Below are 22,402 nucleotides of genomic sequence, written 5' to 3'. Positions count from 1 at the left end.
ATGGACACCAATCCGGTTAATTATAAACGAAAAACAAACGTTGCCTGGCTATTTAACATGGCCTTGCGCGATAGCAGGAAAAACCGGTCGAGGTTGTTCCTGTTCATATCGGCCATCATATTTGGTATTGCCGCGCTGGTGGCTATCTACTCGTTCAGGTACAATGTCCAAAACGACGTAAATGGCCAGGCTGCAAGCCTCATCGGTGCCGATTTGCTGATATCGGGTAATAAGCCCGCAGATGTTAAGCTGAAAAAAATGCTCGACTCGCTGGGCGATAAAAGATCAACCGAGCGGAGTTTTGCATCGATGGCCTATTTTCCCAAAAGCAAAGGCACCAGGCTGGTACAAATCAGGGCTTTGCAGGGCGATTACCCTTATTACGGCACTATAGAAACCACGCCCGAGATTGCCGGCACCTCCTTTAAGCAAGGCCAAATGGCGCTGGTTGATAAAACGCTGATGCTGCAATTTGGCGCCAAGGTTGGCGACTCGGTACGCATAGGCACCGAACATTTCCTGATAGCCGGGGCGTTAGACAAAGCTCCCGGTCAAAGCGGTGCCATGGCAGGGATAGCCCCGGTGGTGTACATCCCGATGCGATACCTGGAGCAAACCGGCCTCATGAAAACAGGCAGCCGCGTAAACTATACCTTTTACTACAAGTACGACCATAAAGTTGATATGGAAAAGCTGACCAAAAAGCTGGACCCCATATTGGATAAAAATGGTATGAACTACGATACCATTGAAACCCGCAAGGAAAACACCGGCAGGGCCTTTGGCGATCTGGGCAGGTTTTTATCGCTGGTTGGTTTTATAGCCCTGTTATTGGGCTGTGTGGGTGTAGCCAGCGCCATTCATATTTATGTGCGAGAAAAGATAGCCTCCATAGCCATTATGCGTTGTTTGGGTGTTAAAGCATCCGAGGCGTTTTTGATTTACCTGATCCAGATAGTAGGTATCGGGCTCATAGGCTCCATTGCGGGCGCGGCTTTGGGTACGGCCATACAGCATTTGCTGCCGCTGGTTTTTAAAGACTTTTTGCCTTTCACTATTTCTGTTGAGATATCGTGGCTGGCCATTGGTCAGGGTATTTTATTGGGGGTAATTATATCGATCTTGTTTGCGCTACTGCCGCTGATATCGGTGCGTAATATATCACCGTTAAACACGCTGCGCATGTCATTTGACGAGGCAGGCCGCAAACGCGACCCTTTAAGCTGGCTGGTTTACTTACTCATCATCGTGTTTGTTTTAGGCTTTACTTATTTGCAATTGGATAGTTGGATAGGCAGCATCTTTTTCACTATCGGTATTTTAGTAGCCTTTATGATACTGGCCGCCGTGGCCTGGTTGCTGATGCGCGTGATGAAACTGCTTATCAACAGCGGCTGGAGCTATTTATGGCGCCAGGGCTTTGCCAATTTATACCGGCCAAACAACCAGACTTTAATCCTTATGGTTTCTATCGGGCTAAGTACTACCTTTATTTGTACGCTGTTTTTTATCCAGAGTATCCTCATTAGCCAGGTAAATTTATCCAGCAGCGGCAATCAATCCAACATGATTTTGTTTGATATCCAAAAAAGCCAGAAGGATGCCGTGGCCAATGTAACCCGCAAAAACGGGTTGCCGGTTTTGCAACAGGTACCCATAGTAACCGTGAGGTTAGAGCAGATAAACGGCAAAACTGCCGCCGATGTAATTAAAGATACCACCATCAAAATCCCCCATGGCGTGTTTGCCTGGGAATATAGGGTAACCTTCAGGGATACGCTTTCATCATCAGAGAAACTGCTTGATGGCAAATGGATAGGCAAGGCCGAAGCAGGGAAAGACATCCCGGTATCGGTAGAAGAAAACCTGCAAAAACGCGCCCACCTTAAAATTGGCGATAAATTGGTATTTAACGTTCAGGGGGTACCGATGCCTGCTTATGTAGCCAGTGTGCGTAAAGTTAACTGGGGCAAAGTGCAAACCAATTTCCAGGTGGTTTTCCCTACCGGCGTGCTGGAAGATGCACCGCAATTCCAGGTGTTGATGACGCATGTGCCGTCAAGCAAAGTATCGGCGGCTTTTCAACAAGCGGTAGTAAGGCAATTCCCCAACATATCCATTATCGACCTGGGGTTGTTGTTAAGCATCCTTGACGAATTGTTAAGCAAAATCAGTTATGTAATCCGTTTTATGAGCGCCTTCAGCATCATTACGGGCATTGTAGTACTCATTGCTTCGGTACGCATCAGCAAATACCAGCGCATACAGGAAAGCGTTTTGCTTAGAACACTGGGGGCCAGCCGTAAACAAATATTAGCTATAACAGCTTTAGAATACTTATTTTTAGGCAGCTTATCAGCCTTAACAGGTATTTTGATAGCCGTGGCAGGTACATGGTTTTTAGCAAAATATAGTTTCGAGATGCCCTATTCGGTTAGCTTTGTGCCTGCGTTGATTTTATTTTTCATCATCGCTTTGTTAACGGTAATTATTGGCTTGTTAAACAGCCGGGGCGTGTTGAACAAACCGCCTTTAGAGATATTAAGAACAAACGCTTAACCGCGTTGTATTAGTTTTATGAATAGAGTAAAAATCTTTTTTGTACTTGTGTCCACATTTGCTTTGGCAAGTTGCGGCAGTGGCGATAAATCAAACTCCAATGCATCAGCACCGGCAGATACTGCTGCTAAAACTGCTGCATCGGCGCAGGTTCAAACTATTTTATTTTTTGGCGATAGTTTGACAGCAGGCTATGGGTTAGATGACCCGGCAAATGCTTTTCCCGGTGTTATCGCAAAAAAAATAGATTCGCTGAAACTGCCCTACAAAGTGATTAACGCCGGGGTAAGCGGCGAAACATCTGCCGGAGGTAACGGCCGGATAGACTGGACCTTGAAACAAAAGGTTGATATATTTATACTGGAATTAGGGGCAAACGATGGCCTGCGCGGCATATCGCCTACCGAAACCACCAAAAACCTGCAATCTATTATTGATAAGGTAAAAGCAAAATACCCGGCCGCCAAACTGGTCATGCTGGGCATGCAGGTGCCGCCAAATATGGGTGCCGATTATGTAAACAAGTTTAAGGCGGTGTTCCCTGCACTGGCCACCAAAAATAAAATGGCCCTGGTGCCATTCCTGTTACAAGGCGTAGGCGGCCACCCCGACCTTAACCAGGGCGATGGCATCCACCCAACCGAAAAAGGCGCCAAAATTGTTGCCGGGAATGTTTGGGAGGTTTTGAAGGGTGAGTTGGATAATCCTAAGGGGACATATTAATACTTTCGTAAGTACCGAATTTCTCTCAGTGTTTCTTGTGTATTGACTTTCTATTACACAACAACAATTTTGTCATTTCGAACGAGGTACGAGGAGAAATCTTATACGCAATGCACTTCGAAAAGCCAGTTGTGAATGCAAGGCATATAAGATTTCTCTTTCGCTCTCCCGCACAACCCCACGCATGCTCTATCGAAATGACAATTTTCTTTACTTAGAGAGATGTGTACACACAGTAGCTCCCGTTGGGAGGGAATAAAAATCTTCCAATTTCCAATTATTTCAAAAACTCAATCCGTAAGCGCCTGGTAAACCATAGCCCTGAATTTATCCTGGAAAGCGTTGTGCGGCAATGGCCAGTTCTGAACAAATAACAGGCATACCAGGTGTTCTTTCGGATCAACCCAATACAGGGTGCCAAAAAAACCGCCCCAGGCAAATGAGCCTTCGCTTATACCCAGCTTTTTTGAACTTATGTCGGTTGTAAGGCCAAAACCCAGGCCAAATTTCTCTTTATTGGGGTTGATGTACAGGTCGCCAATCTGGTTGGTGGTCATGAGTTCAACAGTGTGTCGTGCTAATAAACGCTGGCCGTTATAAACCCCGCCATTCAGCATCATTTGCAAAAAAGTGGCATAATCTTTAATTGTGGATGTTAAACCGGCGCCACCCGCATAATAGGTACCGTTAACAGTGGGGTAATCGGCGCTAAGGCCGTCAAAAGTAGATGCATTCCATTTAATAAGATGGTCTTTTTTATCGGGAGTATACACGGCTACCAGTCGGTTTTGTTTGGCGGTGGGGATATAAAAATAGGTATCCTTCATCCCAAGGGGATCAAAAATGCGTTCTTTCATAAACTGGTCTAAGCTTTTGCCCGATAGTTTTTCAACCAGGTAGCCTAAAACATCTATGTTAAGGCCGTAAGTCCAGCGTTCGCCCGGCTGGTGCTCCAAGGGTAGCGGGCCCAGCTTTTTCATGGCATCGGCCAGTAGTATTTTATCTGTAACAAAGCCGGCCGGAATGTGGGCTTTGGCATAAACTGCATTCATCGTAGGCGAGCCGATCTGGGCATAGGCTATGCCCGAAGTATGGGTAAGTAAATCGCGAATGGTTATCTCCCTTTTGGCAGTGACAGTGGTATAAGTGGTATCTTTAGGGTTGAAGGTATCTATTACCTTTGGATGAGCAAACGCCGGCAGGTATTTGGAGATGGGATCGTCCAGCAGAAACTTACCTTCTTCAAACAGCATCATAACAGCTACACTGGTAATAGCTTTGGTTTGCGACGCTATGCGAAAGATAGCATCGTTATTCATCAATTTTTTTTGTTCAACATCGGCCATGCCGAATGATTTATAATAAACCATTTTGCCATTGCGGGCTATCAGCCCAACCGCTCCATTGATATAGCCCGAATCGATGGTTTGTTCAATCATGTTATCAATGCGCTGCAAACGTTCGGCAGAAAATTTTTCATTGGCCGGTGTACCAGCCTGTAAAGTATTACCCTGCGCAAGGGCACCTATAGCAAATGCAACAAACAGAAGTAACGCAACTATTTTTTTCATCCCAGGGAGAGGTTTATAATTTGGATACAAAGTAGGATTTTTTACTTAATAAAAAGAACTGTACGGCCAAACAGGCTCCTACCTTTTAGTTGGTATGTATCACCTGCATATCCCGGCACATGGCATAAAAAAAGCCGCCCGCAAAGGCAGCCTTTTCATTTATATATGGGAGATGAATTGTATTATCTGATATCAGCAGAAAGCTTATTGCCTTACACCAAACCCACCGCGGTTTCCGGCAAATTCGCGGCCGCCGCCACGGTTTCCATGATCCTGGCCACCGCCGTTGTATCCGTGGTCATGACCACCACCCTGATTTTGATTGCCGTGATCCTGGCCGCCGCCGTTTGACTGTCCGCCCCAGTTACCGTGGTTTTGGTTGCCGCCCCAGTTGCCCCGGTCGCCTCCATTATCCGGCCTGCCGCCCCAGTTTCCGCGGTTGTTGTCTGGTCTGCCACCCCAGTTGCCACGGTCACGGTTGTTATCTCTTACGTTGTCCCATCCACGGTTGTTAAACCTGTTATCGCGGCCCTGATAAGCATATCCTCCATCGTACCTTCTTTCAAAGCGATGGCCCCAGTTGCCGCGGTCGCCTGCATAACCACCCCACCTTTGTCTATAAAAATCATGGTGCATATAAGGGCGGTTACCATGTACCTCGTACCTTACAGCTGTACGCCAGTCGTAATTACGGTAAGCGCCGGGTAAGTAAGCGCAGGTTACCCAATTGCTGCCATTATTGTAGTAATAACAGTGGTTTGGCACGCTATAATATGCCTCTACTTCAGGTAAATAGTAATAATCATCACTATCATCGTTATAGTTTACCTGGGCGTTATCGTCGTTATATACAGGCTGTTCTTCAACCACAACAGGCGGAGGGCTTGGTACATAAACACGGTGAACAGGAACATTAAAACCTACATGTATTGATAATTGAGCGTTTGCTTTATTAGCTATAAAACCACTCATTGCTATTGCTGATACTATGATTAACTTTTTCATTTTGTTAAATTTTATACAGCTATGACCACCTGCAATGGCAATGGTTTAATCCATTGTTGCTATATATGTTACAACTGCTATAAATCAGTACTTAATTTGCTGCCGGTATCGATTGTGGGAAATTTAATTTGGCGGGAATTGTGCACGGTAGCCGGAAGTTAATTGGCTACGTAATTTTTACGTACAATAGAGGAATGCCGGGAGCGGGTAAGCCTATTAGTTATAGGTGGAGCACTAAATAGAGGTTTGCAACCTTTGTAAATGTGCCAAAATAAAGCATGAAGAAGAATATTAGTATCAACGGCAATGTCACTGATAATCATTTGCCTCATCACGATCGAATTTGTATCCCCCGCTATTAAAAGTAAAGTTTCTTACTTTATCTTTAAAAGTAGTAATTCTGATTTCCTTTGAGGTGGGGTCTTCTACAGCCGCGTTTTCTACAGAAAGTGCGATAACTTCAATCATTTTGCCAACCAGGTCATCCGGCAATTCGAGTGTCAGCCAATTCTTGTTGGATTTTAATATTCTCCGTATCATCACAACGAATTTACAAAAAAACAAATCGAGCAGATATTATTGGGCAATAATTTTTGATAGGTAGAAGCAAGAGTTGTGAATGAATATCAGCAATTTAAGAGATTGTTTAAAAACAAAATAGATCGTTACTGCTTCGTACCTACCCATGACGTATTGGCATTTACATAAACGTTCGCTTGAACGCCGGCTAAGACTCACCCGGTCGAGGCTACGCCCGACCACCCTCTCTTCACCTGCGGCGGAAAGAGGGTTTTTTAATTTAATTATTTCATAATCAAGTATTTATTCAACATAAATTCCAAAACCCTCTTTCCGGCGAAGCCGAAGAGAGGGTCGCCGGCGTAGCCTGGCGGGGTGAGTCGTAGCCGCCATGCGATATGCGCCATTCCCCATTTTACCCCTCGCGTGGATATATGCTTCATTAGAAGTATAAAACATTAATAAACCATTTTTAGACAGCAGTTTAATATTCCCCAACAATCCTAATTGTCATACAATTACTACAAATCAGATTTCGGGATTCCCTGTATATTTATTTAATTTGATAATCAATCAGAAGCCATGAAAAAAAGAAACATCGTATGGACAATGCTGCCTGCAGCAGCAATTGCCGGCGCTATACTGTTTAACAGTTGCAAAAGCGGCAACCCCGATAATAAAAAAGGTAGCGATACTACCGGCACAACTACAACTGCGGCAAATGCCGGGCTTAAGCTTCCGGCAGGTTTCAGCGCAGCCGCAATTGCCGAAAAACTGGGCGGCACCAGGGAAATAGCCATTACGCCGCAAAACAACATTTACGTAAAGCTTAACACCATAAAAGATGGCAAAACCATTTTGTATTTAACACAGGATGGCGACAAAGCCACTTTAAAAACAAGCTTTGGCGATTATAAAGGCACGGGCGCCTTTGTAAAAAACGGCTACCTGTATGCATCGTCCGACCAGGAAGTTTTCCGTTATAAGCTGAATGACAAGAGCGAAGTAATAAACCCAGATCAGCCTGAAAAAATTGTGACCGGCCTGTTAAGCCGCAATGAGCACGAAGCTAAAGCCATAACGCTTGATAACGATGGCAACCTGTATGTTAACATTGGCGCGTACTCCAACGCCTGCCAGGTAGATGATAGAAAAAAAGGTTCGCCCGGCCAAAAAGGCTGCCCTATTTTAGATTCGGCAGGTGGCATCTGGCAGTTTAAAGCCGATAAGCTTAACCAGCACTATGGCGATGGCATCCGTTACGCCACCGGTTTACGCAATGTGGTTGGGATGGACTGGAACCAGCAAAACAACCAGCTTTTTGTAATGCAGCATGGCCGCGACCAGCTTCATGATCTGTTCCCGGAATATTTTACAACCAAGCAGTCGGCAGATTTGCCTGCCGAGTGTATGTACGCCATAAAAAAAGGCGATAACGCCGGCTGGCCATATATGTATTACGACTGGCAGCAAAACAAAAAGATATTAATGCCCGAGTACGGCGGTGATGGCAAAAAAGAAGGAGGCGAAACGGCCATAAATCCGGCTGCTGCATTTCCGGGCCACCTAGCACCTAACGGCTTGTTGTTTTACACCGGAAGCCAATTCCCCGAAAAGTATAAAAACGGCGCTTTCATCGCTTTTCATGGTTCGTGGAACCGTGCACCAGAACCGCAGGCAGGTTATTTTGTGGTTTTTCAGCCTTTTAAAGATGGCAAGCCAAGCGGTGCATACGAGGTTTTTGCAGACAATTTTGCAGGAAGTGCCGAAAAAGCAGCCAAAGGTAGTGCCGAACATCGCCCATGCGGATTGGCGCAGGGACCAGATGGCTCACTTTATGTAACCGACGATAACCAGGGAACCATTTACAAAATAACGTATAAAAAATAATGATGGACTTAAAAAAAGCCCTCGTACTCATACCGTTAATAACATTTTTTACCATTACCGCGTTACAGGCACAAACCAAAAAGCACAAGGCCGCTGGCAAACAATCATCGGCTGCACTAAAGGCATCCATGGCAGCCGGCGCCCCAATATTTGCCGAAAACTGTGCCGCATGCCACCAGGCAGATGGTATGGGGATACCCAGCATGAACCCGCCCCTGGCCAAAACCACTTTTGTTTTGGGCGATAAAGTCAAACTGATTAAAATAATATTAAACGGTTTTAGCGACGATGTAGATATCAATGGCCAGCGCTACTCCAACACCATGGCAGCTCATGACTTTTTAAAAGACCAGGAAATTGCCGATTTGCTCACCTACATCAGGAATAGTTTTGGCAACAAAGCATCGGCAGTAAGCGCGGCGCAGGTAAAGGCAGTGAGGGCAGCGAAATAGGTGAAAGGTGAAAGTTAAAAACTGAAAAGGGTTAAAAAAGAGGCCGTATCATAAATCAAAATACCCCTCTGAGAATCGCCTGTACTAAAATAGACTCCATTAGGTACCCGAATAAATCATACAAAAAAGAGGCTTATCATGATTTATGATACAGCCTCTTTTGCTTTTGTCCTTCTATGTCGGACCTTGGGTCTTTGACCTTTTGCCTTTCGCCTTTAACCTTTCTCCTTACTCCGTTATCTGGTAGGTATAAGCCAACGTATGCTTCATTTTTGAGCGGATGCGTTTAATGCTTTGCTCAATATCAATTTTATCGTTATGGTCTGTTACTTCCATAAAGGCTTTTTGATAGTTAATTAAGGCTTTTGTCCAGTCTTTGCTTTTTTCGTGGAACAGGCCAAGCAGGCTGTAAACTTCGGCGGTATCAACTCCGGGTGTATTCAGGGCTTTAACAGATACATTGTTTACCAGTTTTTCCATATTCAAAAACACAAGCAAATCAAGATAATGTGTATAGTTATCCGGAAATGAAGGTTCCAGCTCCATACAGGTTTTAAAATGGTAGCCCGCGGTTTGGTAATCTTTTACTTCGTAATAGTATAACATACCCAGTTGATGATGGGCACGCGCGTATAAAGGATCGTTGCTGATAATTTCGTTCAGTAATTTAAGCCCTTTGGTAGTTTTACCATAAGAGAGTTTATCCACGGCCTGCAAATACTTTTCTTCGATAGTATAATAAGTGTCCATAAATTTTTTTGTTGTATAAAAAGTGTGCTAACATTCAGCACTTGTTGTAATAAATAATGATGTGTAATAAAAATCTGTCGGTATAAAAAGTATTGCCGCTATACCGGGGTGGAGAAGCGTATGATTGATGCATAACCCTTCTGCTGCGACACCATGGGCCACATTATAGTTTTACAGAATGAATTTTTAAACAGCATCATTTATTTTTTTACAAATTTACAATTAATGTGGCAATTTGCAAAATGGGGTATAGAGAAGGAAAATGCAGATGGAATGGCGGCGACGACTCACCCCGACGAGGCTTCGCCCGTCTGCCCCTCTCTCCGACTGCGCCGCATAGAGGGGCGAAATTTTTTTTTTCAACCCTCTTTGCGGCGCAGCCGGAGAGAGGGTCGGCCAGCGCAGCGTAGCCGGGGTGAGTCGTGGCCAGCGTTCAAAGCCGAGGTTTATTTGAACACAAACACATCATGATAAGATCAATACCATGACATCTGCTACTTCCAGGCCCGGTTTTAACCACTTAGTGTGAAAAATCCATCAAAGTGAATAATGACTTTAAGATAACTACGCCGCAATAGCCGTATTCCCTCTACCTGCTTCAATCATAAAATTGTTTTTCAATTCCCTTTCAGATACCAGTACGCTAAAATCGTCGTATCTAACGCCGTGATCAAGCGGGTAAAGGGTATAGCCACGTTTAAGGGCATCGTAGGTTCCAAGCTCGAAAATTTCGTCTTGTTGTTTTCCTTTTATTTTTGCGCCGGCTACCAACTGGTAGGCGTCGAATATATTTTCAAAATTATTGTTTTTCATGGTACTAATACCATTACAATTACTTTGCCAGTTTTTAAGCAAACCAGTCAAAAAGGTCATTTTGTTTTAAACCTGCCTTTTCTTGTCGATTTAAATCATTGATTACCAACCCCTCTCCCATTTGTATTATTCGTGTGCCATAGGTGTAGGCGTCTTTTAAGTTATGGGTAATCAATATAGCGGTTAATTTAAAATCGCTAATCAGCTTATCTGCAGTGCGCATGACTACATCGGCCGAGCGGGGGTCGAGCGCTGCCGTAGGTTCGTCCAACAGTAAAACCTTGCAGCTATCTATCACACTCATTAAAAGCGTAAGGGCCTGCCTCTGCCCGCCCGAGAGTGTGCCCATGGATTGCTCAATTTTATTTTCGAGCCCCATGCCCAGGGTGGCAATCTTATCTTTTACTTCGCGCTTAAAGTTATCATTAATACCAATGGATAAACCCTTGGGCTTTGTACGAATAGCCGCCAGGCGAAAGTTATCCAGTATGCTGAGGTCTGATGCCGTACCACTCATCGGGTTTTGAAAAACACGGGCTATCCACTGGCTGCGTTTATAGTCGGCCAGTTTGGTTACATCGTTATCATCAATAACAATTGTGCCGCTATCCGGCATAACGCTGCCTGCAACCAGATTGAGCAGCGTGGTTTTACCCGATCCGTTGGAGCCCACAATCACCAAAAACTCTTGGCTTTTAATTTGCAGCGTGATGCCATTAACCGCATTTACCTGGTTGGCCTTTCCCTTATTAAAAACCTTATGTACATTGTTTATAGCTATCATGAGGCTTTACTGAATGATAAACGGGGAAGACTAACAATTAACAATACAAAAGCGGCGGTAACCAGCTTAAGCAAGTTGGCATCAACCCCAATAGCCAGGGTAAAGGCCAATACCAGCTGAAATATCACGGCCCCTGCCAAAACCAGGGCCAAACTGATCCATACATTAGTGATGCGGAACCAGTTAATGAGCGTTTCGGCAATAATCACCGAACCTAAACCTACAATAACTATTCCGATACCCATGCTGATATCCGCGAAACCCTGGAACTGTACGATGAGGTATCCGCTGAGTGCCGTAAGCGCATTGGCCAGAGCCAGGCCTGTAATTTTCATCCTGTCGGTATTAACACCCAACGCGCGGATCATCGATTCGCTGTTGCCGGTTGCCCGCATGGCTATTCCGAAATCTGTTTTGAGCAGGTAGCCAATAAGTAAGGTTATGATGACCACGAACACCGAGAGCAGGATAAATGTGTTTTGGTTAGGATCGGCCACGATGTTTAAAAGCGAGAATAACGAAGCCGTACCTATAAGCGGCACATTGGAGCGGCCCATAATAGTAAGATTGACGGAGTACAAGGCAGTCATGACCAGGATACCGGCCAGCAAAGCATTTATTTTTAGCCTGGTATGAATAAGCCCCGTTAAAGCTCCGGCCAGCCCGCCAGCTATAATCACCGTTGGTAAAATAAGGTACGGTGATAAATGGTGACTTAGCATTACCGCCGTAACAGCACCGCCTAAAGTGTAACTGCCATCGGTGGTGATATCAGGAATATTAAAAATCTTCATAGAGATATAGATTCCCAGCGCAATAGCCGAAAAGCACAATCCCTGCAATAAAGCGGTAAGGTAAAAATCCATGTTTTGGAGCTGAAAGCCTGATGCGTAAAGCTGAAAGCTAATTTAAGGTAAAGTGATTATTTAACAGCCTCAAAATTTGATGGTACGGTAATGTTATATTTTTTTGCCGCAGCGGGATTGTATACCCGCTTCCTCACTTTTACCATTTCCCATTTCAGGCCGTCGGTTTTATGAGTTTTTAAGTATTGGGCTGCCTGCGTGCCTGCCTGGTATCCCCATTGGTAAATATCGGCGCCAAAAGCGGCTACAGCACCCCGTTGCACCAAACCTGCTTCACTGGTAAAAATGGGAACATTTTTTTCGTTACAGCTTTTCAGGATGGTTTCAAAAGATGCAAAAACGGTATTATCCGGGTTGGCGAAAAAAGCATCGATATTTTTGCTTAACAGCGATTGTGTAACCAATTGGGCATCTGCCGATGTGTTTACCGGCAGGGCTACAATGGTTATATGCTGCTTTTCGGCCAATGATTTAATCCGGTTAAGCGCATCTGCCGATTGCGGTTCAGCTTGATTATAAATCATCCCGATAACCAGTTTAGCCCCTTTAGGCTTCAGCAATTTAGGGATAATAGAGAATGACGTATCGATATAATTAAGATCTTCCAAAGCACCAAACAGGTTTGCAGGAGCCTCGCCTTTGTCATTCAATAGTTTCATCCTTTCGGGCACCGGCGATACCATGGCAAAATCGGGAATGGTTTTGGTGTTTTGCAAAGCGGTTACCGTAGCTAAGGTGGTGCAGGTAGCCAACAGGTCAACCTTTTCTGATACAAAGTAATTGGTGATCTGGGTGAGCGTTGGGATATTTCCCTGGGCATTGCGGTACTCTATCTGTACCGTTTTCTTTTCTTCGCTAAAACCCTCTTTTTTTAAGGCATCGGTAAAGCCGGTACGCGCCTGGGATATGGTTGCATCTTCAAAAGCATCAATAAAACCAACAACCGGAATATTTACTGCCTTTGGTTTGGGCTTACATGATGCTATGGTAATCAATAATAAAGCAGCGGGAATGTATTTGAAAAACTTCATTGTACTAAGTTAAATATTTGAGGCGAAGCCCCTCCCAACCCTCCCCGGAAGGGAAGGCTTTTGTTAGCATAAAATTATGAAAATTATTTAAAGTCTCCCCAACCGGGGGAGATTTAGAGGGGGCTGTTCGTCAACTCCTCCACCAACCCCACCTGCCCCATATTAATCTTTACCTTTGCTTCCCCGATAGTAAACCACCCTGCCCTATCCACTTCCGGAAACGACTGCATTTTACCCGATTTTGGCGGCCACTCCATTTCAAATAAATTGCTCTTAATGTTGGCGGCATCTATATCTCCTTCTACCAAATATGCCTGCACTATTTTGCCGCTTTTTTGTTTGATGGGTTTCAGGGCTATAAATTCGCCGTCGATATATTGGCCGGTTTCTTCGTAAAACTCGCGTTTGGCGGCTTCAAGCGGGTCTTCATCGCTCTCATATTCGCCTTTCGGGATTGACCATGCGCCATCATCCTTATTTTTCCAGAACGGCCCGCCCGGATGAACCAGGAAGACTTGTATTATATTGTTCAATTTGCGATAAAGCAGTATTCCTGCACTTTGCCTGGGCATATTTTTAAGGGTTTGTAGCTTTAGGTCTTCCGCCTTAAGCTTTCAGCTTTTTATTATACAAGCTTAAAGTAATATTGTTATTTTTATATCCAACTACAACCTAAAATTAGTAAACCTATGGCAGACGAAAGATGGAGTAAATTTAAAATTACTGCGGATTTTGACACCGATGTACGCAGCATTTATGAATCATGGGCCACACCCGCCGGCCTCGAAAAATGGTTTTTACGCAAGGCCGATTTTTACGCCATTGCCGGCCGCCTGCGCGAACCCGACGAGTTTATCAAAAAAGAAGATACCTATTCCTGGTACTGGCATGGCTATGACGATACCGCCGTAGAAAACGGGCAGGTACTTGAAAACAATGGTTCCGATTTGCTAAAGTTCACTTTCTCGGGCGGCAGCATTGTTACTGTCGATATCCAAAGCAAATACGGATTAACCATTGTTGAATTAACCCAGGAAAACATACCCGAAGAATTGGATCCGTCAAAAAATCTTTTTGTGCAATGCCAGATAGGCTGGACGTTTTACCTGGCCAACCTGAAATCGGTTATCGAAGGCGGTAACGATCTCCGCAATAAGCGGCTTGACGTAGCCAGCAATTTTAAATAATTTTTTATAGTTAACCATTTACAATTATTCTGCTGGTTTGGTTTAATTCCCCCATCCACTACCTGTTATGTGTACACATCTTTTAAGAAAAACCCCAGAGGGGTTGAATGTCGGTAGAAATAGTCAAATATAGCCTTACGTGCCGTAGGTACGTCACTATTGAACTTTTCAGATCGAATGAGCATTGATAAATAGCGAAATTTGGCGGTTAGTTCCGTACCTACGGCACGAAAAGGGAGGCGGTAATAATTATTCTACCGACATTTCACTCCTAACGGAGTGGCTTTTCAAAATTGATATCTCGTATAAAAATATGTACACACAATAGTTCCACTAAAAGGCCATAGCGGTGGCAAGTCCGGCTGTTTTAAAGTTTAAGATACCCGATTTTTCGGGCAGTTTTTTCTGAAATTTCGCAAAAAAAATGTCATCTTATTTTTGTATTAATAAATGTAATTTTTGTATCAAAAAAATAGCACATTTATTACTAAAAAGTATCAAATAAATACCTTATTTTTAACTATTTATGTATGAAAAAATAGCGGTTTTGATAAATAAAAGGAAGCATGTAAATTTGTACTGTTTACCCACCAATAAAACGGGGTTTATGCTACTTTTGCAAGCGTTAAATTCCCTCTAATTTTGTGAATTAACGGCTGTCCACTTCGGTCCCCGTGTTAAACATTATACATTCAAATAAATTCATTTTACACTGACAAACAAACCGCTGTATAATTATAGCTTTGTCAATCAAAAAATTCCCCGCTTCAGGGGGTTAGGGGGCTTCGCTTTATGTTTACAGGCATTATTGAAACTTTAGGAAAAATAGCCGATCTGAAACACGATCAGGGCAATTTACATATCACTGTTGAGTCGGCCATTGTGCACGAGTTAAAAATCGATCAGTCGGTAGCGCATAACGGCGTTTGCCTAACGGTAGTGGCCGTAGCCGACGGACTGCATGTGGTTACCGCTATTGAAGAAACCCTGAATAAAACCAGCCTGGGGCACCTTAAAATTGGCGAACCGGTAAACCTGGAACGCTGCATGCAAATGAACGCCCGCCTGGATGGCCACATTGTACAGGGCCATGTTGACCAAACCGCCGTTTGTACCGCATTTAAAGAGCTTGACGGCAGTTGGGAATACACTTTTGAATATGATGCCGCCACGGGCAATGTAACTGTCGAGAAAGGCTCAATTTGCGTCAATGGCATCAGCCTTACGGTTGTAAATTCGCAGGCCAATAGCTTTTCGGTAGCCATTATTCCCTACACTTTTGAGCACACCAACCTGCACAACGTGCGCGAAGGATCGGTAGTAAACCTGGAGTTTGATATTATAGGTAAGTACGTGGCAAGGTTGATGAATAGGTAAGTAGGATACGCGCTTTTTTTTTATTCCCTCCCAACGGGAGGGGTCGGCCGGCAGTGAGCGCAAAGGCAGGGAGCGGTTTTGCAGAGCGACGAATTGCAAAGTTGATTGAACGCCTGATTTACCCCCCCCTCCCCAAGGAAGGAATCGCACAATTCCCTGCTTTTTTTGCTGAGGGATATAAATTTCAACACTATCCGGATATTAAGCGCAGCCTATCGCGATAGTTCCGTAACCCTCGCCATAGCATAACTAACATACTTTTGCTGTTTGCCTGTCGGTTTACCGGTCATAAATTTTTTGTAGTACTTAACGGCCATTTTTTTGTTTTTGAGCGATCCATCGTATATCGTGGCCATCAGGTAATAAATAATAGGTTTCTCATCAAATTGAAGGGCCTTTTCATAGGCAGCTATCGCCGCTTTGTATTTTTTCCGTACATCGTAGCTATCGGCCATTTCGGTGTAATAATCACTTATATTGGGCGATATGCCTGCTTCAATAGCTTTGCCCAGGTTTTCAATCGCCATCGGCTGATCTTTGAGTTCTTTATAAGCCAGCGCGGCAATATAGTAGCTGGTTTCTGATTGGCTTACTTCCGGAATCCGTTTAAAAACATCAATACTGCATTCATATTGCTTCAGGTTGTAATAAGCCGATTCCAGTTTAGTCAATACCAAACCATTATCGGCGCCGGCGGCTATCAGTTTCAGACAAGTGCTTTTTACTATATCATATTTCTTTTCGGCATATGAAAGTTTCAGCAGGCTTTGCAACAGCACAATGTTTTCAGGGTCCTGGCTTATAGCTCCATCCAGCACCTTTTCGGCTTGTGTGTTAAGCTTTAGGTTTACGTACATATCGCTTAAGTCAGATGCCACATCGGCATCGGCAGGGTTTAGCTTATTGGCTTTTTGCAGGTACATGGTCATCTTATCCAGGTCGTTTTTATCCTGGCTAATTTTTGCCAACTGTTTAAAAACATAAAAATTGGTTGAGTCTTTTTGAGCCAATACCTGGTAGTACATTAACGCCTTAGCGTTATTCCCCCTTCTTAAGTTGATAGAACCCAGGCTATAAAGCACCGCCTTAGTGGTAGAATCTATCACATACATGCGTTGGTAATACCCCTCAGCATCGGGCAGTTTACCGGCCATTTGCGATGTGTAGGCCAGTTTGCCCAGTATTTTTATATCGGTTACAGGTTCGGGATAGGTTTGCTTTAGCAGGTCGGCAGCCTCTGCAAATCGCTGGCTTTGGTAGTAATCTAATAGTAACGCATCGCTTGCAGCAGTGGTTTGCTGTGCAATAGCGGGTTTAATTAAGCACGCTAAAAACAGGCAGATTATTATATTCTTCATATCAACTAACACATTAGTTATTTTAAACTAAATTATTAGTTATATATCAAATATCCAAATGGTAAACAATTTTTGTTATTTGAGGTTGAGTAGATATAACAATTAAAAAACACAACTTATGGATAAGCTAAAGAAATTCGGACTGATGGAGAAAATTGTCCATGAACTGGAAGATTTAAAAAACAGCCAGCAGGCAATCATCACCAAACTTGCTAAAATAGAAGTAGATAACATTGAGCTTGGCGATAAACGCCTGGAAAAAGATTTGCCCGACATGCACCAGCGTGTTGCCGATAACCTGGACACTATTGCCAGCATCCTGCAAGACTTTGCCAGCCAAACCGAAACCTACAGCGATAAAAATAACATTGCCGCGCTAAGAGAGCAGGAAGCGATTGGCAAGTTGTAAAAAGAAAGTCCCCGTAAACGGGGATTTTTTAATGAACCTAACTGAACATATCAATACCAATATCCTGCCGGAAAGCATTTTTGACTTTCGATTTTTAACTTTTGATTTTTAACTTTTGATTTTTTAAGGGCGATGCCTTCGGCCCGGGCTAACCGCTCATACTACACAGGCCTTATTCACAGGCCGGTATCCGCTTTTATCCCTATCGCAATTGTCTGAATCAGAATTTTTCACCTTTTGTTTGCTTTTAAGAGGTGTTCAAGAAGGCTGCGCCGTTTACAGAATTAAAGAATAAGCAGAATATCAAGCTTTTTAAAAACAGAAATTTTCAGCTGAAAGCTGAAGCCATGTTTCACCACGAGGTAAAACCTCGCGGCAGCTAATCGAAAAAAATTGTCTTGATTCTTGACTCTTAATTCTTGCTTCTATTTTACTGATACTGTATATAAACAGGGCTCGGTTTCAATGCCAGCACCTCTTTAGGCGTTAGCATACGTTTAGGCCCGTTTTTGATATCGTTTTTATAAAACAGTTTGAAACCGGTAAATTGTACAGGCTCGGCAGCGATAAAATATTTATAGGTACCCTTTTTAAGGTCGGGGCCGCCCCAGCCATCCATATCCATCACTAACTGAACTTCGCTGCTTAGTTTAATATCTTTGTAATTGGTTACCATGCGTTTGGTAAAGCGGTGTACGATAAAAATTTTAGGCGGCATGTTATTTTTCCTGACCAGGCCAGCCAGGTATTTGGATACATAGTTAATATCGTCGGCATCAAATGTACCAATGCGTTTACCGGGTACACTCCCCTCTTTCATGCTAAATTCCGGGTCGATGCCCAAATGTACATTGGGCATCAGCAAATATTTTTCAAGTTTGGGAATCTCAGTTTGAACGGTGCTGAAACCAACCTGCAGATCAAGAAATACCAGGGCATTCATGGTTTTTGCCATGGCTATTACTTTATCTATCTGGCTAAAAGGCATCCGCAGGTTATGCAAGCCATTGCGGCCGGCATCGGCCTGGGCAGTTACGCAAATGTAATGCAGGGCTGGTATTACAGGGGTAAGCGTATCGGCCTTTTCCCAAACCTTGCACTCGGTCTTTAGTTTGTCCATCATTACTTTAGGCTCGTACTCGCCTAAAACACCCATATTTTTTGAGTACATATTGCCATAATAAGCTACTACCCGGTTAAAAGGTAAAATAGCGCCGGGCAATGGCAATGGTGCGTTTTTTACAGGCCAGCGCCCGGTTTTATCGCCATTGGCCATCCGCTTCATCAATGAATCGTAACGCGCGGTATCAAGTGCGGTAATATTTTTGGTGGTGTCTTTTGCGTTTCGGATTACAACACCGGCTGCATAAACTTTATTAAATGAACCTTGTAAAAAAACAGCCGCGAGGGCCAGAAATGTAAGTACTGCCGTAATTCTTCTCATCTATAAAGTTAGTTCTGTATATTATTCAATACTCTTGCCACGCATCGCAGTACTAATTGCCTGATCCATTAACCGTTCGGCAAAGGGCCGGGTAAATTCGTTTACCTGGTCTATATTTTTCAAAATGAGGTCTTTATCTCCTGTAGCAATGGCATTTTTTAAAGCGGCTATATAGCTGATTGTTTGTTCAGTTTCCTCTGCCGATACATAGCTACCGTTCTTTTGCAAAAACCGCTCCACGGTGTAAATCATCTGCTCGCCTTCGGTACGTGCTTCTATCAGCATACGTTCTGTAACGTCGTCTTTGGCGTGGGTAATGCTATCCATCAGCATTTGTTCTACCTGTTCGTCGGTAATGCCATAGGTGGGTTTTACCTCAACCTCCTGCTTAACACCACTGCGCAATTCAATAGCCTGTATAGTCAGGATGCCATCGGCATTCAGCAAAAAGTTGATATCTACTTTAGGGAAACCTGCCGGCATACTCGGGATGCCTTTCAGGTTAAACTCGGCCAGTTTACGGTTTTCTTTGATCAGGTCGCGCTCGCCCTGGTAAACAGCAATTTTCATATTCACCTGCCCGTCTATCGACGTGGTGTATTGCCTGCCGCCTTTGGTAGGCACCTTACTGTTGCGGGGTATAATTACATCCATCAGGCCGCCCATGGTCTCGATGCCGAGGGATAACGGGGTAACATCGAGTAGTAAAATATCTTTACGGTTGCCGGCCAGTATATCGGCCTGTATAGCCGCACCCAATGCAACCACCTCATCGGGGTTAACATCATCATGTACCGGGCGGTTAAAAAATTCGGCCACCATTTTTTTAACCAATGCCGTACGGGTTGATCCGCCCACCATGATCACCTCATCAATCTCTGCTATGGTCAGCTTGGCATCCTTCAGCGCATTTTGGCAACTGGTAATGGTTTGCTGTACCTTGGGCATAATCAGTTCTTCAAACGTGTTCCTGTCCAGCGTACACCATATCTCGCCTATCTTTTCGTTAAACAGGCTTTGGTGTGCAAATGCCTTCTTGGCTTCTTCTGCTTTAAGGCGCAATTGCTGTGCAAGTTCGTTATTGGCTATTATTCCGGCTTTGTCCAGCTTATTTTTTTCAATCCAGTAATCAACAATAATGCGGTCAAAATCGTCGCCACCCAAAAAGGTGTCTCCATTTGTCGCCAATACCTCAAAAATCCCGTTCTGGATTTGCAGTACCGATACATCAAACGTACCGCCGCCCAGGTCATACACGGCTATGGTTTTTACTTCTTCAGGATCGAGCCCAATGCCATAGGCTAAACTGGCTGCAGTTGGCTCATTCACAATACGTAAAACATCCAGCCCGGCCAGTTTACCGGCATCGCGGGTAGCCTGCCGCTGCGAATCATTAAAATAAGCCGGAACCGTTATTACCGCGCGGTTAACAGGGGTTTTAAGCGCATGCTCGGCGCGGGCTTTTAACTCTTTTAGTATCAGGGCCGATAATTCAATAGGCGTATAAAATTTATCGCCTACTTTAATTTTTACCAGGCTCTCGGTATCGTCATCAATAACCTTGTACGAGAAAAAATCTTTATAATTTTCGATGTCATGATAGCTGCGCCCCAATAAGCGCTTTACCGAAAAAACGGTATTCTGCGGATCGGTTATCAAATATTCTTTAGCCTCGTTACCTACCAAAACATCTCCTGTAGACCCAAAATGGACTACTGAAGGTACTAAAACACCCTTACCTGTATCATTTATAACATGAGGTTGCTTATCAGGATTAATAAAAGCCACCAGTGAGTTGGTAGTACCCAGATCGATACCTACAATGATATCCTCTTTTTGCAGCGAGCCTGTTGCCAGGTTGATAGAAACTTTAGCCATTACTTTTACTTAACAAACCGCAAATGTACTCAGTTTTGGCAGATGCTGTGTCTTTTCAATCTCTAATTATCAAAATCAGGCTTGCAGACCTGCCGAACCTCAATTAGCCGGGTATTATTTCTCATAAATACCTATTTCGGGGTATTTCATAAACCTTATATATAAGCTATGTTTGTTCAACCAAACCTGTTGTAAACTATAAACGCTGAGTAATTAGAAAATATACGACCTTATCACATCCATTTCAGAGGGGGAAATAGTTAAAGTGAGGAAGCCCGTTGAAGTAATTCATCGGGCTTATTTGTTTGTCTGAATCAGAATTTTCAGAATTTAAGAATTAACAGGATCCTTTCTATTGAAATAGATTCTGGACATTCTCTCATTCTGAAAATGGCATAGCTTTCTTGAACACCTCTTAAAAACAAACAAAAGGTGAAAAATTCTGATTCAGTTTACGCCAACGCTTCTGCAGCTTTCACTTTGCGTTCAAATACCAACAGCGAGATCAGCAAAATAAACCCGATAGCAAAAAAACCATCCAATACCAGGGCCGAATCGCGCATCTCGCCCGTCCACCCCTCTACAAACCCGAAAGTGAACAAACCTACCACAATTGATAATTTTTCGGTAACATCATAAAAGCTAAAATACGATGCGGTATCCGGAATGTTTGGGGGGATGTATTTAGAATAGGTTGAGCGCGATAACGATTGTACCGCCCCCATAACAAGGCCAACAAAAACGGCAGCGACATAAAACTGGTTTGCGTTGGCAATAAAATACACGCAGGCACATATTACACACCACAGCCCCACGATAACCGATAGGGCTTTAACATTGCCGTATCTTTCTGATGCTTTAGCAGTTATTGCAGCGCCAATGATGGCCACCACCTGGATAACCAATATTATGCCTATCAAAGCGTCATCCGGCATTTTAAGCTCTTTGGCAGCAAAGTTGGCAGCAACCAGCAAAATGGTCTGTACACCTACCGAGTAAAAGAAAAATGCCGGTAAAAACCGTTTTAATAAAGGCAGCTGTTTAACTTTTTTGAAAACCTTAGCCAATTCCTTAAAACCACCGGTAAACACGTTATACTCATGCGATCCTGCATTGGGCGTTCCCTTGGGTAAAAGGTAAAATGGAATAAGCGAGAACCCTATCCACCATAAGGCCACTATCAGAAAAGAGAGTTGGGCCGATTTATCTTCGGTCATCCCGAACCAGGCATGCCATTGCACAAATACCAAACAAAGTACCTGCACCACAATACTGCCTGCAAAACCATAAATAAAACCCTTGGCGCTTACGGCATCCTGCTTATCAATGGTGGCTATTTGCGGCAGATAGGAGTTATAAAACACAAAGCCGCCGCAATACCCTACAGAGGCCAGCCCGAAACATATCATCCCAAACTCAAAGGTCTTCATCTCAAAAAAATACAAGCCAAAACAGGCAAGTACCCCCAGCCAGGTAAACAACTGCATGTACAGTTTTTTGTGGCCCTTATAATCGGCGATGGAGGTTAGTATCGGCAATAAAACTACTATAATAAGGTACGAAAGGCCCAGGATGTAATTTGACAATACCGTATTTACATACCGGTGGCCAAAAAAGGTAACCATGCCGCCCGGGTTATTATACTGCGTAATCCCTACATAATAAGCCGGGAATATGGTAGAAGTGATCACCATATTATACGATTGGTTGGCCCAATCGAACATAGCCCATCCCCAGATGGTTTTCTTGTTATTTTTTTCTTGCATTGTTTTGGGTTAATTGATTA

Annotated in this window: 20 protein-coding genes; 7 read left to right on the top strand and 13 right to left on the bottom strand. The window is 43.8% G+C overall.

The annotated features are described in order from the left end of the window. Both FSB76_RS25630 and FSB76_RS25625 read left to right on the top strand, forming a co-directional pair. Entirely contained in the window at window positions 1-2,559 is a 2,559-nt protein-coding gene (locus FSB76_RS25630; protein WP_225976309.1) for an ABC transporter permease, read from the top strand. 18 nt (window positions 2,560-2,577) lie between these two features. After that, window positions 2,578-3,282 (top strand): arylesterase, encoded by a 705-nt coding sequence (locus FSB76_RS25625; RefSeq protein ID WP_147058499.1) that lies wholly within the window; start codon window positions 2,578-2,580, stop codon window positions 3,280-3,282. Between the two features lie 290 nt (window positions 3,283-3,572). Here the strand turns inward: FSB76_RS25625 and FSB76_RS25620 are convergent, their stop codons facing one another. The 3 genes from FSB76_RS25620 to FSB76_RS25610 all read right to left on the bottom strand — a co-directional run bounded on the left by FSB76_RS25620 (window position 3,573) and on the right by FSB76_RS25610 (window position 6,398). Then, window positions 3,573-4,853: a serine hydrolase domain-containing protein gene (locus FSB76_RS25620; protein WP_147058497.1), complete on the bottom strand. Its 1,281-nt coding sequence runs from the start codon at window positions 4,851-4,853 to the stop codon at window positions 3,573-3,575. 204 nt (window positions 4,854-5,057) lie between these two features. Next, complete coding sequence (locus FSB76_RS25615) at window positions 5,058-5,858, bottom strand: hypothetical protein (protein ID WP_147058495.1); 801 nt, start codon at window positions 5,856-5,858, stop codon at window positions 5,058-5,060. 309 nt (window positions 5,859-6,167) lie between these two features. Next, window positions 6,168-6,398 (bottom strand): hypothetical protein, encoded by a 231-nt coding sequence (locus FSB76_RS25610; RefSeq protein ID WP_147058493.1) that lies wholly within the window; start codon window positions 6,396-6,398, stop codon window positions 6,168-6,170. A 561-nt stretch (window positions 6,399-6,959) separates the two neighbouring features. Between FSB76_RS25610 and FSB76_RS25605 the strand changes: the two genes are divergently transcribed. Then, window positions 6,960-8,267, top strand: coding sequence for a PQQ-dependent sugar dehydrogenase (locus FSB76_RS25605; protein ID WP_225976308.1), 1,308 nt, complete (start codon window positions 6,960-6,962; stop codon window positions 8,265-8,267). Then, on the top strand, window positions 8,267-8,719 hold the full coding sequence (locus tag FSB76_RS25600) for a c-type cytochrome (RefSeq protein ID WP_225976307.1): 453 nt from the start codon (window positions 8,267-8,269) through the stop codon (window positions 8,717-8,719). The genes FSB76_RS25605 and FSB76_RS25600 overlap by 1 nt, the downstream gene beginning before the upstream one ends. Before the next feature lie 228 nt (window positions 8,720-8,947). Here the strand turns inward: FSB76_RS25600 and FSB76_RS25595 are convergent, their stop codons facing one another. From FSB76_RS25595 to FSB76_RS25570, 6 genes are all read right to left on the bottom strand, one after another. Beyond that, on the bottom strand, window positions 8,948-9,469 hold the full coding sequence (locus FSB76_RS25595; protein ID WP_090653004.1) for a tetratricopeptide repeat protein: 522 nt from the start codon (window positions 9,467-9,469) through the stop codon (window positions 8,948-8,950). Between the two features lie 564 nt (window positions 9,470-10,033). Further along, the gene (locus FSB76_RS25590; protein ID WP_147058490.1) at window positions 10,034-10,282 is read right to left on the bottom strand and encodes a hypothetical protein; all 249 of its coding nucleotides are present in this window, start codon (window positions 10,280-10,282) and stop codon (window positions 10,034-10,036) included. 34 nt (window positions 10,283-10,316) lie between these two features. Beyond that, the gene (locus FSB76_RS25585) at window positions 10,317-11,066 is read right to left on the bottom strand and encodes an ABC transporter ATP-binding protein (RefSeq protein ID WP_147058489.1); all 750 of its coding nucleotides are present in this window, start codon (window positions 11,064-11,066) and stop codon (window positions 10,317-10,319) included. Further along, the gene (locus FSB76_RS25580; protein ID WP_147058487.1) at window positions 11,063-11,932 is read right to left on the bottom strand and encodes an ABC transporter permease; all 870 of its coding nucleotides are present in this window, start codon (window positions 11,930-11,932) and stop codon (window positions 11,063-11,065) included. The genes FSB76_RS25585 and FSB76_RS25580 overlap by 4 nt, the downstream gene beginning before the upstream one ends. 56 nt (window positions 11,933-11,988) lie before the next feature. After that, the gene (locus FSB76_RS25575; protein ID WP_147058485.1) at window positions 11,989-12,963 is read right to left on the bottom strand and encodes an ABC transporter substrate-binding protein; all 975 of its coding nucleotides are present in this window, start codon (window positions 12,961-12,963) and stop codon (window positions 11,989-11,991) included. A gap of 113 nt (window positions 12,964-13,076) precedes the next feature. Further along, window positions 13,077-13,535 (bottom strand): NUDIX domain-containing protein, encoded by a 459-nt coding sequence (locus tag FSB76_RS25570; RefSeq protein ID WP_147058483.1) that lies wholly within the window; start codon window positions 13,533-13,535, stop codon window positions 13,077-13,079. 117 nt (window positions 13,536-13,652) lie between these two features. On the opposite strand from FSB76_RS25570, the gene FSB76_RS25565 reads away from it, so the two are divergent. Together FSB76_RS25565 and FSB76_RS25560 are read left to right on the top strand one after the other, a co-directional pair. Continuing rightward, the gene (locus FSB76_RS25565; protein ID WP_147058481.1) at window positions 13,653-14,150 is read left to right on the top strand and encodes an SRPBCC family protein; all 498 of its coding nucleotides are present in this window, start codon (window positions 13,653-13,655) and stop codon (window positions 14,148-14,150) included. Between the two features lie 792 nt (window positions 14,151-14,942). Then, complete coding sequence (locus tag FSB76_RS25560) at window positions 14,943-15,527, top strand: riboflavin synthase (RefSeq protein ID WP_147058479.1); 585 nt, start codon at window positions 14,943-14,945, stop codon at window positions 15,525-15,527. Between the two features lie 212 nt (window positions 15,528-15,739). Here the strand turns inward: FSB76_RS25560 and FSB76_RS25555 are convergent, their stop codons facing one another. Continuing rightward, window positions 15,740-16,885, bottom strand: coding sequence for a tetratricopeptide repeat protein (locus FSB76_RS25555; RefSeq protein WP_147058477.1), 1,146 nt, complete (start codon window positions 16,883-16,885; stop codon window positions 15,740-15,742). Window positions 16,886-17,003: 118 nt separating this feature from the next. Between FSB76_RS25555 and FSB76_RS25550 the strand changes: the two genes are divergently transcribed. Next, on the top strand, window positions 17,004-17,294 hold the full coding sequence (locus FSB76_RS25550; protein ID WP_147058475.1) for a hypothetical protein: 291 nt from the start codon (window positions 17,004-17,006) through the stop codon (window positions 17,292-17,294). Between the two features lie 430 nt (window positions 17,295-17,724). On the opposite strand, the gene FSB76_RS25545 is transcribed toward FSB76_RS25550, so the two are convergent. From FSB76_RS25545 to FSB76_RS25535, 3 genes are all read right to left on the bottom strand, one after another. Beyond that, window positions 17,725-18,738: a hypothetical protein gene (locus FSB76_RS25545; protein WP_147058473.1), complete on the bottom strand. Its 1,014-nt coding sequence runs from the start codon at window positions 18,736-18,738 to the stop codon at window positions 17,725-17,727. A gap of 21 nt (window positions 18,739-18,759) precedes the next feature. Next, window positions 18,760-20,616 (bottom strand): Fe-S protein assembly chaperone HscA, encoded by a 1,857-nt coding sequence (gene hscA / locus FSB76_RS25540; protein WP_147058471.1) that lies wholly within the window; start codon window positions 20,614-20,616, stop codon window positions 18,760-18,762. Window positions 20,617-21,068: 452 nt separating this feature from the next. Continuing rightward, entirely contained in the window at window positions 21,069-22,382 is a 1,314-nt protein-coding gene (locus tag FSB76_RS25535; protein WP_147058469.1) for an MFS transporter, read from the bottom strand. Window positions 22,383-22,402: the final 20 nt, after the last annotated feature.

It is taken from the genome of Mucilaginibacter ginsenosidivorax, from assembly GCF_007971525.1.
Lineage (GTDB): Bacteria > Bacteroidota > Bacteroidia > Sphingobacteriales > Sphingobacteriaceae > Mucilaginibacter > Mucilaginibacter ginsenosidivorax.
The sequence above is the reverse complement of the archived record's forward strand: the minus strand, read 5'-3'. Positions and strand labels throughout refer to the sequence as shown.

Bases quoted from the DNA above. Each gene is read 5' to 3' on its own strand.
- FSB76_RS25575 (WP_147058485.1), bottom strand. From the start codon at position 12,963: ATGAAGTTTTTCAAATACATTCCCGCTGCTTTATTATTGATTACCATA.
- FSB76_RS25565 (WP_147058481.1), top strand. From the start codon at position 13,653: ATGGCAGACGAAAGATGGAGTAAATTTAAAATTACTGCGGATTTTGAC.
- FSB76_RS25570 (WP_147058483.1), bottom strand. From the start codon at position 13,535: ATGCCCAGGCAAAGTGCAGGAATACTGCTTTATCGCAAATTGAACAAT.
- FSB76_RS25560 (WP_147058479.1), top strand. From the start codon at position 14,943: ATGTTTACAGGCATTATTGAAACTTTAGGAAAAATAGCCGATCTGAAA.
- FSB76_RS25615 (WP_147058495.1), bottom strand. From the start codon at position 5,858: ATGAAAAAGTTAATCATAGTATCAGCAATAGCAATGAGTGGTTTTATA.
- FSB76_RS25585 (WP_147058489.1), bottom strand. From the start codon at position 11,066: ATGATAGCTATAAACAATGTACATAAGGTTTTTAATAAGGGAAAGGCC.
- FSB76_RS25595 (WP_090653004.1), bottom strand. From the start codon at position 9,469: ATGGACACTTATTATACTATCGAAGAAAAGTATTTGCAGGCCGTGGAT.
- FSB76_RS25535 (WP_147058469.1), bottom strand. From the start codon at position 22,382: ATGCAAGAAAAAAATAACAAGAAAACCATCTGGGGATGGGCTATGTTC.
- FSB76_RS25605 (WP_225976308.1), top strand. From the start codon at position 6,960: ATGAAAAAAAGAAACATCGTATGGACAATGCTGCCTGCAGCAGCAATT.
- FSB76_RS25600 (WP_225976307.1), top strand. From the start codon at position 8,267: ATGATGGACTTAAAAAAAGCCCTCGTACTCATACCGTTAATAACATTT.
- hscA (WP_147058471.1), bottom strand. From the start codon at position 20,616: ATGGCTAAAGTTTCTATCAACCTGGCAACAGGCTCGCTGCAAAAAGAG.
- FSB76_RS25555 (WP_147058477.1), bottom strand. From the start codon at position 16,885: ATGAAGAATATAATAATCTGCCTGTTTTTAGCGTGCTTAATTAAACCC.
- FSB76_RS25620 (WP_147058497.1), bottom strand. From the start codon at position 4,853: ATGAAAAAAATAGTTGCGTTACTTCTGTTTGTTGCATTTGCTATAGGT.
- FSB76_RS25630 (WP_225976309.1), top strand. From the start codon at position 1: ATGGACACCAATCCGGTTAATTATAAACGAAAAACAAACGTTGCCTGG.
- FSB76_RS25550 (WP_147058475.1), top strand. From the start codon at position 17,004: ATGGATAAGCTAAAGAAATTCGGACTGATGGAGAAAATTGTCCATGAA.
- FSB76_RS25590 (WP_147058490.1), bottom strand. From the start codon at position 10,282: ATGAAAAACAATAATTTTGAAAATATATTCGACGCCTACCAGTTGGTA.
- FSB76_RS25625 (WP_147058499.1), top strand. From the start codon at position 2,578: ATGAATAGAGTAAAAATCTTTTTTGTACTTGTGTCCACATTTGCTTTG.
- FSB76_RS25580 (WP_147058487.1), bottom strand. From the start codon at position 11,932: ATGGATTTTTACCTTACCGCTTTATTGCAGGGATTGTGCTTTTCGGCT.
- FSB76_RS25610 (WP_147058493.1), bottom strand. From the start codon at position 6,398: ATGATACGGAGAATATTAAAATCCAACAAGAATTGGCTGACACTCGAA.
- FSB76_RS25545 (WP_147058473.1), bottom strand. From the start codon at position 18,738: ATGAGAAGAATTACGGCAGTACTTACATTTCTGGCCCTCGCGGCTGTT.